This window comes from Mesorhizobium sp. M0615 (assembly GCF_040320805.1).
Taxonomy (GTDB): domain Bacteria; phylum Pseudomonadota; class Alphaproteobacteria; order Rhizobiales; family Rhizobiaceae; genus Mesorhizobium.
This window is the reverse complement of the sequence record NZ_JAMYQI010000019.1, coordinates 63,913-79,513: the sequence shown is the minus strand read 5'-3', so window position 1 is coordinate 79,513 and position 15,601 is coordinate 63,913. Positions and strand designations below refer to the sequence as shown.

12 protein-coding genes and 1 pseudogene are annotated in these 15,601 nt (G+C 64.8%); all 13 read right to left on the bottom strand.

The features are described 5' to 3' along the window. Positions 1-64 precede the first annotated feature (64 nt). Positions 65-1,567, bottom strand: a complete 1,503-nt coding sequence (nifD, locus tag NKI46_RS27170) for a nitrogenase molybdenum-iron protein alpha chain (protein ID WP_352748890.1) — start codon at positions 1,565-1,567, stop codon at positions 65-67. A 98-nt stretch (positions 1,568-1,665) separates the two neighbouring features. Then, positions 1,666-2,559 (bottom strand): nitrogenase iron protein, encoded by an 894-nt coding sequence (nifH, locus tag NKI46_RS27165; RefSeq protein ID WP_023763052.1) that lies wholly within the window; start codon positions 2,557-2,559, stop codon positions 1,666-1,668. Positions 2,560-2,998: 439 nt separating this feature from the next. Continuing rightward, positions 2,999-4,255: a type II toxin-antitoxin system HipA family toxin gene (locus tag NKI46_RS27160; RefSeq protein WP_352748887.1), complete on the bottom strand. Its 1,257-nt coding sequence runs from the start codon at positions 4,253-4,255 to the stop codon at positions 2,999-3,001. Further along, the gene (locus NKI46_RS27155; RefSeq protein ID WP_352748885.1) at positions 4,230-4,556 is read right to left on the bottom strand and encodes a helix-turn-helix domain-containing protein; all 327 of its coding nucleotides are present in this window, start codon (positions 4,554-4,556) and stop codon (positions 4,230-4,232) included. Before NKI46_RS27155 ends, NKI46_RS27160 begins: the two co-directional genes overlap by 26 nt. A gap of 580 nt (positions 4,557-5,136) precedes the next feature. After that, positions 5,137-6,183: a type 2 isopentenyl-diphosphate Delta-isomerase gene (gene fni / locus NKI46_RS27150; protein WP_352748943.1), complete on the bottom strand. Its 1,047-nt coding sequence runs from the start codon at positions 6,181-6,183 to the stop codon at positions 5,137-5,139. Positions 6,184-6,268: 85 nt separating this feature from the next. Beyond that, on the bottom strand, positions 6,269-7,171 hold the full coding sequence (locus NKI46_RS27145) for a terpene synthase family protein (RefSeq protein WP_352748883.1): 903 nt from the start codon (positions 7,169-7,171) through the stop codon (positions 6,269-6,271). Further along, on the bottom strand, positions 7,168-8,718 hold the full coding sequence (locus NKI46_RS27140) for a hypothetical protein (protein WP_352748881.1): 1,551 nt from the start codon (positions 8,716-8,718) through the stop codon (positions 7,168-7,170). Before NKI46_RS27140 ends, NKI46_RS27145 begins: the two co-directional genes overlap by 4 nt. A 146-nt stretch (positions 8,719-8,864) precedes the next feature. Further along, positions 8,865-9,857, bottom strand: a complete 993-nt coding sequence (locus tag NKI46_RS27135) for a polyprenyl synthetase family protein (RefSeq protein ID WP_352748940.1) — start codon at positions 9,855-9,857, stop codon at positions 8,865-8,867. Positions 9,858-9,987: 130 nt separating this feature from the next. Next, the gene (locus NKI46_RS27130) at positions 9,988-11,331 is read right to left on the bottom strand and encodes a cytochrome P450 (protein WP_352748878.1); all 1,344 of its coding nucleotides are present in this window, start codon (positions 11,329-11,331) and stop codon (positions 9,988-9,990) included. Continuing rightward, positions 11,331-12,173: an SDR family oxidoreductase gene (locus tag NKI46_RS27125; protein ID WP_352748937.1), complete on the bottom strand. Its 843-nt coding sequence runs from the start codon at positions 12,171-12,173 to the stop codon at positions 11,331-11,333. Before NKI46_RS27125 ends, NKI46_RS27130 begins: the two co-directional genes overlap by 1 nt. A gap of 168 nt (positions 12,174-12,341) precedes the next feature. Continuing rightward, a pseudogene (locus NKI46_RS30990) lies at positions 12,342-12,467 on the bottom strand (ferredoxin); the annotation flags it as partial. A gap of 1 nt (position 12,468) precedes the next feature. Then, a complete protein-coding gene (locus tag NKI46_RS27115; protein WP_352748934.1) occupies positions 12,469-13,758 on the bottom strand; it encodes a cytochrome P450 in 1,290 nt (429 codons plus the stop codon). 91 nt (positions 13,759-13,849) lie between these two features. Next, entirely contained in the window at positions 13,850-15,052 is a 1,203-nt protein-coding gene (locus NKI46_RS27110) for a cytochrome P450 (RefSeq protein WP_352748876.1), read from the bottom strand. Positions 15,053-15,601 lie beyond the last annotated feature (549 nt).

Below are 15,601 nucleotides of genomic sequence, written 5' to 3'. Positions count from 1 at the left end.
AGGTCGCCCGCGGACAAGCGGCCACAGGCGTTCACGGCCTCCCGGTTTCCGGGAGGCCAGGGTTTCATTCGGCTGCGATCGCCGCCGACGGCTCGGCTTTTTTCTTCCAGGGGGCGTCGTAGAGGTTCCAGACCGGGTTGTTGATGGCCAGATCCATATCGCGGGCGAAGATGGCGAAGCCGTCGTAGCCGTGATACGGGCCGGAATAATCCCAGGAATGCATTTGACGGAACGGTATGCCCATCTTCTGGACCGGGTACTTTTCTTTGATGCCGGAGCCCACGAGATCAGGACGGATCCCCTCGATGAACTTCTCCAGCTCGTAACCAGTCACGTCGTCATAGATCAGGGTGCCCTTCTTCACGTAGTGGCCAGTGCGCTGATAGTCGTCGTTATGGCCAAATTCGTAGCCAGTGCCGACGATCACCATGCCCAGGTCCTCATATGCCGTGACGACGTGACGGGGGCGCAGCCCGCCGACATAGAGCATCACCGTCCTGCCTTCGAGGCGCGGCCGGTACCTGGCGATTACGGCATCGACCAACGGCCGGTATTTGGCGATGACCACCTCGGCCTTGGCCTCGATTTCCGGCCCGAAATGCTTGGCTATCTTGCGCAGAGAGGCTTCGGTCTGGGAGGGGCCGAAGAAGTTGTACTCCATCCAGGCGATGCCATACTTTTCCTCCATGTGCCGGCAGATGTAGTTCATCGACCTGTAGCAATGGATGAGATTTAGCTTCGCCTTTGGCGCCCGCTCTATTTCGGCCAGCGTAGCGTCGCCCGACCAGTTGCCGACCACGCGCAGGCCCATCTCCTCAAGCAGGATGCGCGAAGCCCAAGCGTCGCCGCCGATATTGTAGTCGCCGACCACATTGACATCGTACGGGCCGGCCTCGAACTCCACTTCCTTCTTCTCGAACACCCAGTCGCGGATCGCGTCGTTGGCGATGTGGTGGCCGAGGGATTGCGAGACGCCGCGGAAGCCCTCGCAGCGCACCGGCACGATTGTCTTTTCGTGCTCCTTGGCCTTGTTGCGGGACACAGCTTCGGTGTCGTCGCCAATCAGGCCGATCGGGCATTCGGATTGCACAGTCATGCCCTTGTTCAGCGGAAACAGTTCCTCGATCTCGTCGATGATCCGTTCGAGCTTCTTGTCGCCGCCGAAAACAATGTCCTTCTCCTGGAAATCGGAGGTGAACTGCATGGTGACGAACGTGTCGATGCCGGTCGTGCCGACGTAGTAGTTTCGGCGTTGAGACCAGGAATATTGCCCGCAGCCGACCGGGCCGTGCGAGATATGGACCATATCCTTGACTGGACCCCACACCACGCCTTTCGAGCCGGCATAGGCGCAGCCGCGAATCGTCATCACGCCGGGGATGGACTTGATGTTCGATTTGACATCGCATTCGGAAAGGACCTCGCTTTCCTCGCCAGCCTCGTCGCCGCTCTTTGCAACGCTGAGGTGCTTTTTGCGGCGCTTCGCCGACTTGTCAGGATATTGCGACAGCACCTCCTCGATAAGCTTCGCATGGAGGGCACCGTCATTCTCGTATTCCAGGCTCATGGGACCCCTTTCAAGGTTCAGGGTGACGCCTCACCGACGAGGCGCCGTTCTTTGAAAGGCGCACCAGGTAAGGCGGCGCCTCATGTCGGCAGCAGTCGCTACTGTGCGGCAGTCTTGGCCGCTTCCTTGACCTGAAGCTCGGCAAGCATCTGCTCGTCGGTCTTCATGATGCCGAAGTCGAGCAGCATGTCCTCGAGCTCCTCCATGGTGATCGGGGTCGGGATGGTGCCCTGGCCCGAATTCCCGTGAATCTTCTCGGCCAGCGCCCTGTATTCCCCGGCCTGCTTGGAGTCCGGCGCATACTGAATGACAGACATCTTCCTGAGCTCGGCGTGCTGGACGATGTTATCGCGCGGCACGAAGTGGATAAGCTTGGAATTGAGCCTGGAAGCCAGCGCTTCGGCGAGGTCGAGCTCGCGATCGGTTTGGCGCTCGTTGCAGATCAGGCCGCCGAGCCGCACGCCGCCCGAATGGGCGTATTTCAGGATACCCTTGGCGATGTTGTTGGCGGCGTAGAGCGCCATCATCTCGCCGGACATGACGATATAGATTTCCTGGGCCTTGTTCTCGCGGATCGGCATCGCGAAACCGCCACACACCACATCCCCGAGCACGTCGTAGGAGACATAGTCGACGTCGTCATAGGCGCCGTTCTCCTCGAGGAAGTTGATCGAGGTGATCACGCCGCGGCCGGCGCAGCCGACACCCGGCTCGGGTCCGCCCGACTCCACGCATTTGATGCCTTTGTACCCGACCTTGAGCACGTCCGCGAGTTCCAGGTCTTCCACCGAACCTTCCTCTGCCGCGAGATGCAGGACGGTATCCTGCGCCTTCGCGTTCAGGATCAGGCGGGTGGAGTCGGCTTTGGGGTCGCAGCCGACGATGAGGATTCTCTGCCCGAGGTCGACAAGGGCGGCGAGCGTATTTTGGGAGGTGGTGGACTTGCCGATGCCGCCCTTGCCGTAAAAGGCGATCTGACGCAAACCTGACATGTAGCTTTCCTTCCTTCGTTCCATTCATCGCGGCTGCCGCGACATGAATGCCGGTCGGGCAGCTGTAGCCGCCTCGCACCTAAGGATCTCAAGACTCGTGCCAATTTGGCTGATCGAACCGAAGAATAATTTGATGGTTGCTTTTCAGGGGTTTAGCTCGAGTTCCAAGAAAGGATCGTCGAAACAGCCCGTGTAGCGGACGCGACATTGGCGACACAAAGCGTCGGATCGCGATCCTCAGTCACCGCATTCGTTTGAACCGCACCCTCTGCGGGATGCTGCGAACTCTTCTGTGCCCGCGAGCTGACGTGCTTTTCAACGCGTGTCCTAGTGGACACTCCGCCGACTTTGCGCGCGATCCTGGCATACCACCGATCCACGGCCACTCATCCGGGGCCACGGGCGAATAGTTCCGCTATATCAACCCGAGGGACTCGGTTCACTTCTCGGCGCAGGAGTTCAGTATCGGCGTCATCGCCTTCACATGTTCGTCGATCCGCTCGAGCACTTTCGCTGCGACAAGGTCGCGCTCAGGCAGATGCCACCAGTACTCGTTGACGAGTTTGACTGTCTCGACCACTGCCTTCAGGACTGCCGGCTCCGGAAGCCTTGCACGGTTCGCAAATGCTTTCCATCGCGGTGCTGCTAGCGCCTTGAACGAGCGCTCCCCTCCAAGCGACAGCGCCATGGCGTCGGCGGGAATATATGGCACGGTGGACAGGACGTCGTAGATTGGTGCAAGCGCCGGCTTGTCGCCGGTACCGGGATAGATCAAAGACCAGTTCTTCAGGTGCATGTCGCCATTGCCGGTGATGACGGTCAGTGCCAGGCGGCGGACGAACTCGAGAGCCGCCTTAGGCGAGACGGCCACGCCAAGAGCCAGGGCTATGTCGTGATAAGCAGCCCCCTCATATTTGCGCGGGGGGTAGACACCGAAGACCTGAGCGAAATCCTCGATGTGTATCCTCTCGCCATCGGCGCCGCGATCGAAGCGTTTGACGAGAAGGACCTTGCCTTCCGACAGCGTGTTGAATTCTTCGGGAACGCCCTCAAAATCGGACTTCTCGACCAGTTCGCATTCAGGAACGTCCATGCCGATTGCTGCTGCCAGCGCCAGGTTGGCGAATTCGTTCTCGGAAACGCCCGGAAAGGCCGTCGAAGGGAACTTGGCAATGTACCGGCCCTGCTCGTTGTCCATCGGCAAGGTAAGGCCGCCGCCTTTTCCAGTGTTCTTCATGACCGACAGTTTCATCTGCACGCCGGCAAGCGAGAACCGTGCCTTGGGCTTATCCTTTGAAGCATCCTGTGACACCGCTATCGCGCCGTCACTGGGCAACGCCCGTACGGCTCCCGGCAGATCGGCGCCCAGCGCCGCTAAAAGGTCGAAATCATTGCCTGGCCGCACATTGCCTTCGTGGTGCCTTTCCATCGCCTCGCGCAATTTCTCCTCCGGCAGGAGGTTCGCGAAGAAAGCGGGCAAGGCGCCCGCCATAGGCTTCGGATCTTTCCGCAATCCTCCCGTCGCTGCCCGGAACGACAGGCTGAGAACCGGAAAGCCGCCCGTCGCGCGGTAGGCCTCATCGAAGTTGAATGCATTGAAATCACCCGGCGTCCTGACGATTGTGCCGATCTTCACTGCGTTCAAGAGCACGTCCAGGGACGGGATCGTCTTAGGTGCGCGAAAGACTGGGGCCATGATCGTCATCGTCAGGTTGAGAAACAAAGGCGGGTCGATCGTCATCATCATGCGGACGCAATAGAGCCTGGACAGCCGGAACCATGGCTTGCGGAACCAGCATCATTTCCAGACCGAGCGCGCGAGCGATATTCATGAGCGTCGTCGCACGCGCGGCTGCGGCTCCCTTTTCGATGTCGCGATATCGGGGACGGGATATACCCGCCAAATCAGCGACCTGCTCCTGCGTCATGGCAGCGGCCAGCCTCGCCTGCCTGAAAAACCCACCGATTTCGCGCAGAATTTCCGATTGAGAGTCCATATGATACGTAAACGATCCATTCCAATGCTAGATGATATGGCAGAGTACCTTATCCAGCGATCGAGTCAACACGTCATGATCTGTTCGCGTATCATGCATCAGCTTTATGATACGAAAAGAGATCAATTATCCTGCATTTAGCGCCGCCCGACGATGGCGCCGTCCGAAACGGACGCCCGATCAGCGCTCCGAAATCATCGGACGTTAAATCAAGGCGGTCCGGCAGCTGAAATCGCTCGTCTCTTCTCGTTCATACGGCCGGCCGCGCTGACTGGGGGTCAATGTGGATCGCCACTCCTTCATTGTAATGGATTTGCACCATCTGCTCCTGCCGGTCTCCGCCGCAGCTGGTGTTCCGACGCTTTTAGGGACTCATCTTCGGCGTGACCGGTCACCCTGATCGAGCATCGAGATAGCCGTCGAATACGCTTTACTCGCGGCTGTCCATATGGCGGAACGCCTCCTTGATCACGAAGCAGCACCCGAAAAACCCCGCGACGAGCGCGAATGGCCCGGCGGTCCGCGATCTTCTCACTCGGCAAGGCTAGGCGCCCGCCGCCACGTGCGGGCTACGCCGGCATCAACCGGCGGGCAGATGCGTCGAGGGCAACAAGCGCGCCTGACGCAACGCCGCCAGATCAGCCGAGCCGGTGCAGAAGCAGGCGACGGCCAACTGGCGGATGACGATCTCGAAATGCGCGACAACGGCCTCGGTGGATTGGGTAGCCGCGCGCAGCACGCCGGCTGCCTGCCCGGCGATGTCCGCGCCCAGGCGGATAGCCTTGGCCACGTCGACGCCGTCGCTGACCCCGCCCGACGCGATCAGCTTCACCGCTGGCAGCGCCCGACGTACCGCCTGCACGCTGGCCGGAGTCGGAATCCCCCAATCGGCGAACGCCATCGCCACTGCGCGGTCGGCGGCATCGCGGGCGCGCTCGCCCTCCACTGCGGCCCAGTTGGTGCCGCCCGCGCCGGCGACATCGATCACCGCCACGCCCGTCTCGACGAGTGCACAGGCCACCGAGGCGGACAGGCCCGACCCCACTTCCTTGGCCACGATCGGCACGCCCACGCTGCGTGCGGCGCGAGCGATCTGCGCCAGGACGCCGCGCCAGTCACGGTCGCCCTCCGGCTGTACCGCTTCCTGCAGCGGATTGAGATGGACGATGAGTCCATCGGCCTCCAGTGCATCCACCGCCCGGCGCGCGAGGTCCAGGCCGTCGGCCTCACGCAGTTGCGCGGCGCCGATATTGGCCAGCAAGGGAACGTCTGGAGCCAGGCGGCGCAGCGCGCGCGTCAGCCCCTGGGAGTTGCGGGATTGCAGGCTCACGCGCTGCGAACCGACGCACATGGCGATCCCCAAGGCTTGCGCTGCCTCGCTCAGATGCCGGTTAATGGCCTCGGCGCGTGGCATGCCGCCGGTCATGGAGCTGATCAGCAGAGGCGCGCGCATGGTCTTGCCCAGCAGCGAGGCGCTGAGGTCGATCTGCGTCAGGTCCAACTCGGGCAATGCGCAGTGTTCGAAGCGAATGTACTCCCAGCCGGCGGCGTTGGCCCGTGCCGTTCGACTATCCAGCACGATGTCCAGGTGGTCGTCCTTGCGCCGGCTCAGGTTGGTGTCGCTGATGCTCGCTCCATCCGCCCCATCGGGCGACGGCGTTGCGTCGGATCGAACCGACGGGAGCGCGCGCACGCCGGCGCTTCCCGCGCGTTCAGGCCGGCGCACGCTGGCCTCCCTCCGCAGCGTCGCTGCGGTAGCGGCTGGTTGAGGTCTCGTAGTACTGCGCGCGGATGGCCGCCATGGCGTCGATCAACGGTCCCCACGGCGCGGGAAAGCGTTCTTGCGCCATCACCCGGTGCAGCATGCGTGTGTGGCCGGCCAGCTCGTCCTTGAGGAACTCCACCACAGGCATAGCCGGATAGCGCTGCAGCAGCAGGATCGCCGCGTTGTCGGCCTCGCCGGCCGACCTATCCTTTTCGCGTCCATGCAGATCGTTCTGCAAGCGCCCTATCGCGGAGATGAGCCGCAGGACCTGGCGAAACGCCGGATACGCGCGCAAGGTCGCCATGTCCAGCCCCCACAGCAACGACAGGCAACAGAACACGTTCGTGTAGGCGATCGCGTCCACGCCGTTCTGCAAGTACTCGGCGTAGGACCATCGCTCCGCCCCTGCCGCCTGCGCGTGTCCGGCGCGCAGCGCCGCGCAGTAGCACCGGGTATCCTCGAGAAGCTGGGCATAGTCGCGACGATCGTAGGCGAGCGCGGCGAGCGAAGCGCGCAGCACAGCACAGCCCTCGAATCCTGGTAGCGCGCACGGCACGCCCTGCCCCAGCGCCTGCTCCACCGCGGCGAGCTGCTCCGGCGCGATCAGGTCAAGGTCGTTGCAATCGTCCAGCCAGAACAGCAGCGCCAGTTCGCGATAGAACGCCACGATCAGCGTTTCGTCCAGCGGATCGCGGCCGGTGCGGGCGCTGGTGTCGCGCAGGCTCGGCTGGATGGGCTGCAGGATGTACTGGCCGCCCCGGACTGCTTCCACGGCATGCTCGTCGGCGAACCCGGTCAGGGAACGCCCCCACTCCAGCACCTGCTGCAGCGCGCGATCGGTCGGGATCATGGCCCGGCTCCTGCTCCCTCGGCCGAGACGCGCCGCCCCCAACGAAGCGCCAGCCACAACCCGGCGAGTTCGGCCACGCGCACCACCCGGGTGGGGCAATACAGTTCCTTGCCGATCCACAGCGGCGTCTGGGGCAGTGCGTGCGCTGCGTGGCGGCCGAGCATCCACTTCAGCGCGCGCGCCACCGCCTGCGCGATGCGCCGTCGCCCTGCCGGCTCTTCGGTCCCGTCCATCACGTGCAACGCGAACAGCGCATAGGCGGTTTCCTCGAATGTGGACGCGCGACCGGCGCCCCAGCCGCCGTCGTCGCGCTGCGTCTGCAGCAGCGCTGCCAGCGCGCGCTCGTCGCGCCACTGGGGCTTGCCTTGCGCCAACGCAGCGACCGCATGCGCGGTGGGATACAGCCACGAAACGTGCCATTTTTCGTTGTCCCATAGACCGTGCGGGTTGCGATTGGCCTCGACGTAGGCGCTGGTGCCGGCGGCGGGTTTTCCCAACATTCGCAACGCATGCAGGGCATGGATGTTGGTCGACACCGAGGCATTGCGCTCGCCGGGGAAGGTGACGAACAGCTCGCCGGTTTCGAAATGGCGCAATGCATCGACCGCCGGGTCGCGGCCTGCAAGGCGAAGGACGCACAACGCAACGGCGGTGTCGTCCGCATCGGCCGCGAAGTGCAAGGCCGGGCCCAGACCGCGCACGCCGAGGCGGGCTTCGAGCTGCGCGATGATCACTTGCACCGCCTCGGCGAGCGCGGGATGCGCGAACAGACCGGCCAGATGCAGGGTGTACAGCGACCAGCATGGCTCGAACACATTGATCGGCCAGACGTTGGGAACGACACCTTCGATGCCGGTGCGCGTTGCCCGCGATGCCGCCTGCAGATACCCGTCGGTGCGCCCGACCTGCGGCGTTCTTCCCTGTGTCACGGCGTGCGCACGCCACGCGGCGGTGGCCGCCGGACTGATGCCGATGCTGCCGTCGTCGTCCGGGCATGCGGTGGCCGGCGACGCGCCCCAGGCTTCCCAGGAGTGCAGCAACGGATGGCCGCTCGGCAAGGTCGCCACAGCCCCCAGCTTGACCAGGCGTGCTTGCCGCAACGGCAACAGCGCCGGGTGGCGCGGAAACGCCAAGGCGCCCAGCAAGGATGCGGCCTCGTCGCACAACTGCGGCAGGATCAGCTCCGCGCCGATGGGCGCGTCTTCCGGCACCGCATGCGCGTAGGGATCGGGCTGGCGCTCGAGGAACCGGATTGCAGCCTGGACTGCGTCGGCGGCGCCGGGAAGAGGATCGGCACGCTGCAATGCCAGCAGCGCCGCCCAGGTGGGCGCATGGCGAAACAGCGGGAAGTCCGCACCTCCCCATCCGCCATCGGCCTGTTGCTGCGCGAAGAGCCACGCGTATGCGTCGTGCCGACCGGTGACGTTGCCGTCGAACTGCAGAGCTCGCGCCGTGTCGTATACGGACGGACCGACGCTGCCGCCGTCGCTCATCTCGCTCAGCAGGTGACGCAATTCGGAAAGGATCTGTTCGGACAGCGCGTTCACGCGGGATGTTCCTTCTGCAGAGGGCTAACGAGAACAGAAACGGGCAGACGTCGCGCACGCCGCCGCCGACGCGGGCACAGTGCAGCATGCAGCGCCCGCCGGCCGATCGCACCAGCACAGGGGCGAGTCCTTACGGATGGGCGCGCTCATGCGTATGGCGCGGACAGATAGACGTTGGCCCGCTGCAGCATCTGCGCCAACCCTTCCGCACGCGGCCCCAGAGGGGCGATGGCCTCCCCGGCCTCGTGCAACAAGTACAGGGCGAACTGGCGCGCAGCCTGCAGCCCCATGATCGACGCGCAGGTCGGCTTCTGCGCCGCCGCGTCCTTGCCGGGGGTCTTGCCAAGAGTCGCGGTATCCGCCGTCGCGTCGAGAATGTCGTCGGCCACCTGCAACGCCAGGCCATAACATGCGGTGTAGCGATCGAGCGCACTGTACAGCGCAGAGTGCGCGGCATCCTCCGCGATGGAGTATAGCGCGCCCATGCGAACCGACGCGCGCACTAGCGCTCCGGTTTTCATCCGGTGCATCCCCAGGACCCTGTCCAGCCCGGCGTGCTTTCCGACCAGCGACAGATCCATGGCCTGCCCGCCTGCGGCACCCTCGGCGGACACCGCATGCGCCAGTTCGCGCACGAGCGCTATACGATTGTCGCCCGGCGCATCCAGGCTCGCCAGCGTCAGGAAGGCGTGGGCCTGCAGCGCATCGCCGACCAGGATCGCAGTGGCTTCGCCGAACTTTACGTGCACGGTCGGAAGGCCGCGGCGAAGCACGTCGTCGTCCATCGCGGGCAGGTCGTCGTGGACCAGGGTACAGGCGTGCATCATCTCGATGGCGGCGCCGACGTCGTCGAGCATGTGCGCCGGCGTGCCCGCCAGTGCGCCGGCAGCCAGACAGAGCAAGGCTCTGGTGCGCTTCCCGCCATGCAAGGTGGCGTAGCGCATGGCTGCCATCAGCTCTGTCTTACCGTCGTCTTCGGCGCAGAGCAGACGCGCCAGCGCCTGTTCGACCCGCTTTGCGCCGTCCTGCATCCAGATCTCCGGGACCAGCCCGCCGGATGCGCCACGCGCCTGCGCGCCCAACCCGCCGAATGCGGAAACGCCAGTTCGGTCGTCGTGTATTGTGGAACCGGTTTGCATGTTGTTCATGTCCTTGTAGCTGAGACGGCCACGGCGAGCGCAAGTCGTCACACGAGTGCGTGCGCCGAGTGCAGCAATGCCGCGCCCCGCCAGCGCCGCTGCCTTGCCACACAGGGCGTGCGACGCCAGCTCATGAGAAGCCTATGCGGATTGCCATGGACGGATGTGCGGTCGGGTAATAGCGCCGGCCTTTTTCGACGTCGCTCAGCAACTGCGGCCGCACCCCGGCCTTGTGCATGGTCAGCGCCAAGGCGATGCAGAACTGCACCATTTCCAGCCATACCAGGTGGTAGCCGATGCAGACGTGTGGGCCGGTACCGAACTGCAGCATGTCCACGGGCCGGATCGGTTCTGTGCGTATCAGCCACCGCGCCAGGCGGAACTGATCAGGCGCCTCGTGTAGCAGCGCCGAGGTCGAGAAATGCAGCAGCGGGATGCATAGGTGGGTGCCCGCGGGAATACGCCGTTGGCCGAGTTGCAATTCCTGAAGCGCGCGACGCGGCAGGAGCGTGGTCGCCGGATGCAGGCGCAGTGTCTCGCGGAACAGCGCCTCGGCGACCGGACACTGCGCCAGGTCCGCGTGCCGGGTCGGCACCGCGCCCACGCGTTGCGCCTCCTCGACCAGGGCGTCCCACAGCACAGGCTGCCGCGCCAGCTCGATCACGATCCAGGCCATCGTCGAGGCAGTGGTGTCGTGACCGGCAAGCAGCAGCAAGCGAATATTCGCGACCAGGACGTCATCGGAGAGCGGACCGTCGCTGCTGTCAAAAGCGCTCACCATGTCGTTGATGAACCCGGTGCGCGCGGCATGCGCGCGCGCATCGCGGACGAACCGGCGCAACTGCGCGTCGATCCAGTCGCGGGCGGAGCGGCCGCGCCGCAAAGGCAATCCGGGCAGGTCGACCGGTGGCGCGATGATCAACTGCAGCAATTGCCGGTACTTGCGATGCCATCCCGGCAGGTCCTGCGCGGGGATTCCCATGAGGCTGAAGATGAGCTTCAGCATCAGGTCGCCGGTCTCGCGCAGGATAGTTACCTCGCCGCAGGCGCGCCACGCCTGCACCCGCGCCTGGATGACCGGCGCGAACAGGTCGCCGATCCCGGCCTGGGTCAGCCCCTTGGGCAAGAACGCTGTCTTGATGGCATCGCGAGCCTGCCGGTGAGCGCCGCCGTCCAGGGCAACCAACGTTCCGCCAAGCAATTCGGGCGCGATCTCTTCGATCAGCGCCGAGGACACGTCCTTGTGCTTGAGCAGAGAGAATGCGTCCGGATCCACACAGGTCATCAGATGTCCGGCAGGGCCGAAATCCAGCCAGAAGTGGCTGCCCAGCGTCCGTTCTGCGCGTTGCAGCAGGCGCGGCAGGTCGCAGACAATGGCGGGAAGATGCCCGACCAGGGGGAAAGCGCCGGGCATGACCGGGATGTCGGATCGCAGCCGGTGCCGACGGTTGAGTGGGTTGAGCAGTATGTCCATCAGCAGCGCGCCGCCGTCGCCGATTCGGTATCGCCGGCAGGGCGCGCGGCGCAGCTGTTGCCACCGTCCGCGTATGTCGGCACATGCGCCAGCATGCCGCCATCGATGCACACGACCTGGCCGGTGATGAACGCAGCATCGGCGGAGAGCAGGAACGCCACGAGCGCGGCCACGTCCTCGGGGCGGCCGACGCGCTGCAGGAGCTGGTGCCGGCGCAGATGCCGTTGCATGCACTCGTCCAGCTTGGCGAGGAGACGCTCGGTCATGATAAGACCCGGCGCAACCGCGTTGCAGCGAATCTGCGCATGACCGTACTGGGTGGCGAGCGAAGCCGAGAGCATGTTCATCGCCGCCTTCGACGCGCCATAGGACGTCTGCGCCGTGTCACCGCTGAGCCCTTGGCACGACGACATGTTGACGATCGCGCCACCGCCGCGGGCGATCATCCGTGGGATGGCCTGCCGGCAGCAGAGCAGCGTGCCGCGCAGATTGGTCGCCATGGTCTGGTCCCAGACTGCCAGGTCCAGGTCGAGGATCGCGCAGTCGCGCGGGGTCAGATGCATGGCGCTCGCATTGTTAACCAGCAGGTCGACCCCCCCGAAGTGCCGCTCCGCCGTCTCGAACAGTGCTGCCACCGCCTGTTCATCGGCGATATCCATGGCTATGGGCAGCGCGTGGCCTGCATCGGCCGCGATCTGCGCGGTGCAGGCGATGGCCGCCGAGCCATCAATGTCGGCCACCACCACTCTGCCGCCCCCGCGCGCGATGGCGAGAGCGCATGCCTTGCCGATGCCGGCGCCGGCGCCGGTCACCACGGCCACCTTGCCTTCAAACCGTCCCATCGTGCCTCCTGAATTGCATTGTTCTTCGGGGGCATGCCGCTCGGCCTGCGCCGGAGAAGGCGCAGGGTCGGCGCTGGCGCGCTCGTCATGGCCGGCGTCGCTTTCGATCACCCGAATGGCGGCGACCGGGCACTGGTTGGCCGCAAGCCGCACGGCGTCATGCAGCGCCTGCGGGACCGTCGCCACGCACACTTCGGCCACGCCGTCCGGTTCGCGCTGGCGAAAGGTGCCCGGCAGCGTCAGCACGCACTGTCCGGTAGTTCCGCACAGATCCTGATCGACCACGACGCGCATCTCAGCCCTCCTGCCCATGCAGCCGCACCGGCAGCGCGCGGAACGTCCTAAGGAACGCGGAGGGCTCCCGGGTCGGCTGCTCGGCCAATGCCAGCGTGGGGAAGCGCGCCTGGATCTGCGGCAGGCTTTCGGCCAACTGCACCCGGGCCAGCTGCGCACCAAGGCAGAAGTGGATGCCGTGGCCGAAGGTCAGCATGATCTTCCCGTCGATCGACATGCCAGGACTGGTGCCGCAGAACCGCACGGGATCGAAGCGATCGGGATCTGCGAAGGCGTCCGGGTCGCGATTGCCGGCCGCGATCAGCACGCGCACGTCCGCGTTCTTCGGGATCACGACGCCGCCCATTTCGATGTCGCGCTGGGCGATACGCGGAATGGAGCTGAACATGGCGGGCGCGTCGTAGCGCAGGGCTTCTTCGACGAATGCCTTCACCCCCACGGCATCTCCCTTCAGCCAGTGCCGCTGTTCGGGATACGCCAGCATCGCCAGGACAGCATGGCCGATGGCCGCAGCAGTGGTGGCGAAGCCGCCCAGCAGCATGCCCCAGAGCATGCTGATCAATTCCGCATCCGACAGCGTCTCGGCATCGTCGTCGTGTGCGCCGACCAGCATTGACACGATGTCGTGGCGGGAATCGGTGCGCTTGCGCTGTATGAGGTCGCCGAAGTAGGCCTGCACCCTGGCGCTGGCCTCGTCCCCCGCGGCGAGCTGCGGATCGCTGGCGTGCGGGCTCAGGCCTTCCAGAATGGCGCTGATGCCGGTGACGAGCGCGAGAATGTCGTCCGGGGGCATGCCGAACAGTTCACCGAAAACCAGCATGGGCAAGGCCAGCGCGAATTCCCGATGCAGGTCCACCGCCTCCCCGCGCTCCAGCGCGGGCGCCATGCCGTCCAGGCGCGCTGCGACGATGCGAGCGATGGTCGGCCTCAGCTTGTCGATCTGGCCCATGGTGAAATCGCGCGAGATCAGCCGGCGCAGACGCGTATGCGTTGGAGGTTCCTTCATCGCTAAAGTGGACGCCAGCAGACTTAGCGACAGGCTGGTCGCCGCACGCGGGAAATAGCGCGCCAGTTCGCCTGGCGCCGGCCCCCGAAAAGCATCGCCCGTGGCCTTGAGCGCCCAGTAGATGTCGGCGTGGCGGCTCAACAGAAAGAGGCCCGAGGCCGCGCGATGTACCGGATCGTGCTCGCGCAACCACCGCATGAATGGGTACGGGTCCTGAATGCGCGCTGGCGACGCCAGTTCGGCGAAGGCGTCCTGGCATGCTGCCGTGGTTTCTTGCACGTCCATCTTGGTCACCTGTTGGCTGGCTGATCTGATCGGCGCGCGGCAGGCGCGCCGGCAATTCGAGAACATCGCGATTCCTGGTGGCATCCGAGCATCACCAGAGCACCGGGAACTCCTCGAACCCACCAGTGATGATCTCCTTGCGCAACTTCAGTTCTTCGGGCGCCACGGCCAGGCGCAGCGCGGGAAAGCGCTGGAAGATCGAACCGAACACCGCCTTGAGTTCCAGCCTGGCCAGCGCCACGCCGACGCAGTTGTGCGGCCCGTAGGAGAACGCCAGGTGCGGGTTTTCGTCACGTCCTATGTCGAAGATTTCCGGGTCGTCGAAATGGCGCGGATCGAACGACGTCGCCGGCAGGCCGACCAGCACCTTGCTGTCCGCGGGAACATGCACGCCCGCAATGGTCACGTCGGTCCTCGGATATCGCATGATGCCGTCCCAGCCGGCGCCCGGCGGGTACATGCGCAGGATTTCCTCTACCGCCTTGTCCACCAGGGATGGATCGCCGATCAGGCGTTCGCGCTGTTGCGGATGGCGGAACATGGCCAGCAGGCCGAATTCGATCTGCGCGACGGTGCTCTCGTGCCCCGCCACCAGCATGCCCGCCGCCAGGCCGATCGCCTCTTCCTCGGTCGCCTTGCCCTGGTCGACCGCCGCGAGCAGATCCGTCAGCACGTTGTCGCCCGGATCCTGGCGCTTGTCCCGCATCTTGCCGCGAATGTAGGCGCGGAGTTCTTCCCAGGCCAAGCGCGACGCGCTTCGCGGGCCGCTTTCATGCTGGTGCGTCATCACCTCGTCGGACAGCCCGGCGAAAAAGGCGTGGTCCTCGTAGAGCACGCCCATCAGCGCGCCAATGACCATGGCTGGAAGCGGAAAGGAGAGGTGGCGCCGCAGATCGGCGGGCTGGGCCTGGGCCGCCAGCGTCTCAAACAACTGCGCGGCGATCGCCTCGACCTGCTGCGCGAGCTGCTTCACCCTGCCGTTGCTGAAGGCCGGCGCCACGATCGTGCGTAGCCGCGTATGCTCGCCCCCCTCGTGCGAGACCAGCCATCCTGGCGAACCGAGAATCACCGAATCCGGGGTGAATGCGGCCGGCGGCATTCCCGCGGGCCGGAACGCCGCGTCGGACAACACCGCCTTGGCCTCGTCATAGCCTGTGACCCACCAGCCTTCGTGCCCGGACGGGAAGCGCACGCGGTGGATCGGACCGTTGGCCCGCAGCGCCAACATCTCGGGCGAGGGCTCAATGTGATCGACCCGCCACATCGGCAGCGTCGGCAAAGGTTGTTCGGGCATGATGGCACTTCACTCGGTAGCGATGGAAGGGCGGAAGGTGACCGGCGGACGCTGCGGCAGCGAAGACCTAAGACGGCATGTAGACGACGTCGTCCGGAGGCAGACCGATTATCAAGATCGGCTAACGCGGAACTGTCTAGGCACATCGCGCGGCGAGATGCAGAACATTATCCTGTACCTTCGAGGTCAGGATAAAGTCCGTGTGGTGGGCCTTTGACTCGCCGCCGGCCAAGATTTCCTGCGCAAGCGTCGACAAGGGCGGCGAGCTGTTGGGTAAGGGCTTTCGCCGAGGCCCCCCTGCCCATAGACGCTATCCGACGCAGATTTGACATTTTGCTTTTCTTTCTTCGTTCCATTCGTGTCATCCACGAAATGAAAGTCGGTCGGCGGCTCCCGGCCCGCAACGAAGGTGCTTCAAATCTCGTGCCAATTTGGCCGCAGCAGAAAAAAATCGTAGCAGCTTCTCAGCGGCTTAGCCTGAGGCCAGAGAAGAACTAGGCGAAATAAGCCGGTGTCGCGGGCCAACAAAGGCGATGGAACAGTGTCGGA

Bases quoted from the DNA above. Each gene is read 5' to 3' on its own strand.
- nifD (WP_352748890.1), bottom strand. From the start codon at position 1,567: ATGAGCCTGGAATACGAGAATGACGGTGCCCTCCATGCGAAGCTTATC.
- nifH (WP_023763052.1), bottom strand. From the start codon at position 2,559: ATGTCAGGTTTGCGTCAGATCGCCTTTTACGGCAAGGGCGGCATCGGC.
- NKI46_RS27160 (WP_352748887.1), bottom strand. From the start codon at position 4,255: ATGGCCCCAGTCTTTCGCGCACCTAAGACGATCCCGTCCCTGGACGTG.
- NKI46_RS27155 (WP_352748885.1), bottom strand. From the start codon at position 4,556: ATGGACTCTCAATCGGAAATTCTGCGCGAAATCGGTGGGTTTTTCAGG.
- NKI46_RS27145 (WP_352748883.1), bottom strand. From the start codon at position 7,171: ATGATCCCGACCGATCGCGCGCTGCAGCAGGTGCTGGAGTGGGGGCGT.
- NKI46_RS27135 (WP_352748940.1), bottom strand. From the start codon at position 9,857: ATGCAAACCGGTTCCACAATACACGACGACCGAACTGGCGTTTCCGCA.
- NKI46_RS27130 (WP_352748878.1), bottom strand. From the start codon at position 11,331: ATGGACATACTGCTCAACCCACTCAACCGTCGGCACCGGCTGCGATCC.
- NKI46_RS27125 (WP_352748937.1), bottom strand. From the start codon at position 12,173: ATGGGACGGTTTGAAGGCAAGGTGGCCGTGGTGACCGGCGCCGGCGCC.
- NKI46_RS27115 (WP_352748934.1), bottom strand. From the start codon at position 13,758: ATGGACGTGCAAGAAACCACGGCAGCATGCCAGGACGCCTTCGCCGAA.
- NKI46_RS27110 (WP_352748876.1), bottom strand. From the start codon at position 15,052: ATGCCCGAACAACCTTTGCCGACGCTGCCGATGTGGCGGGTCGATCAC.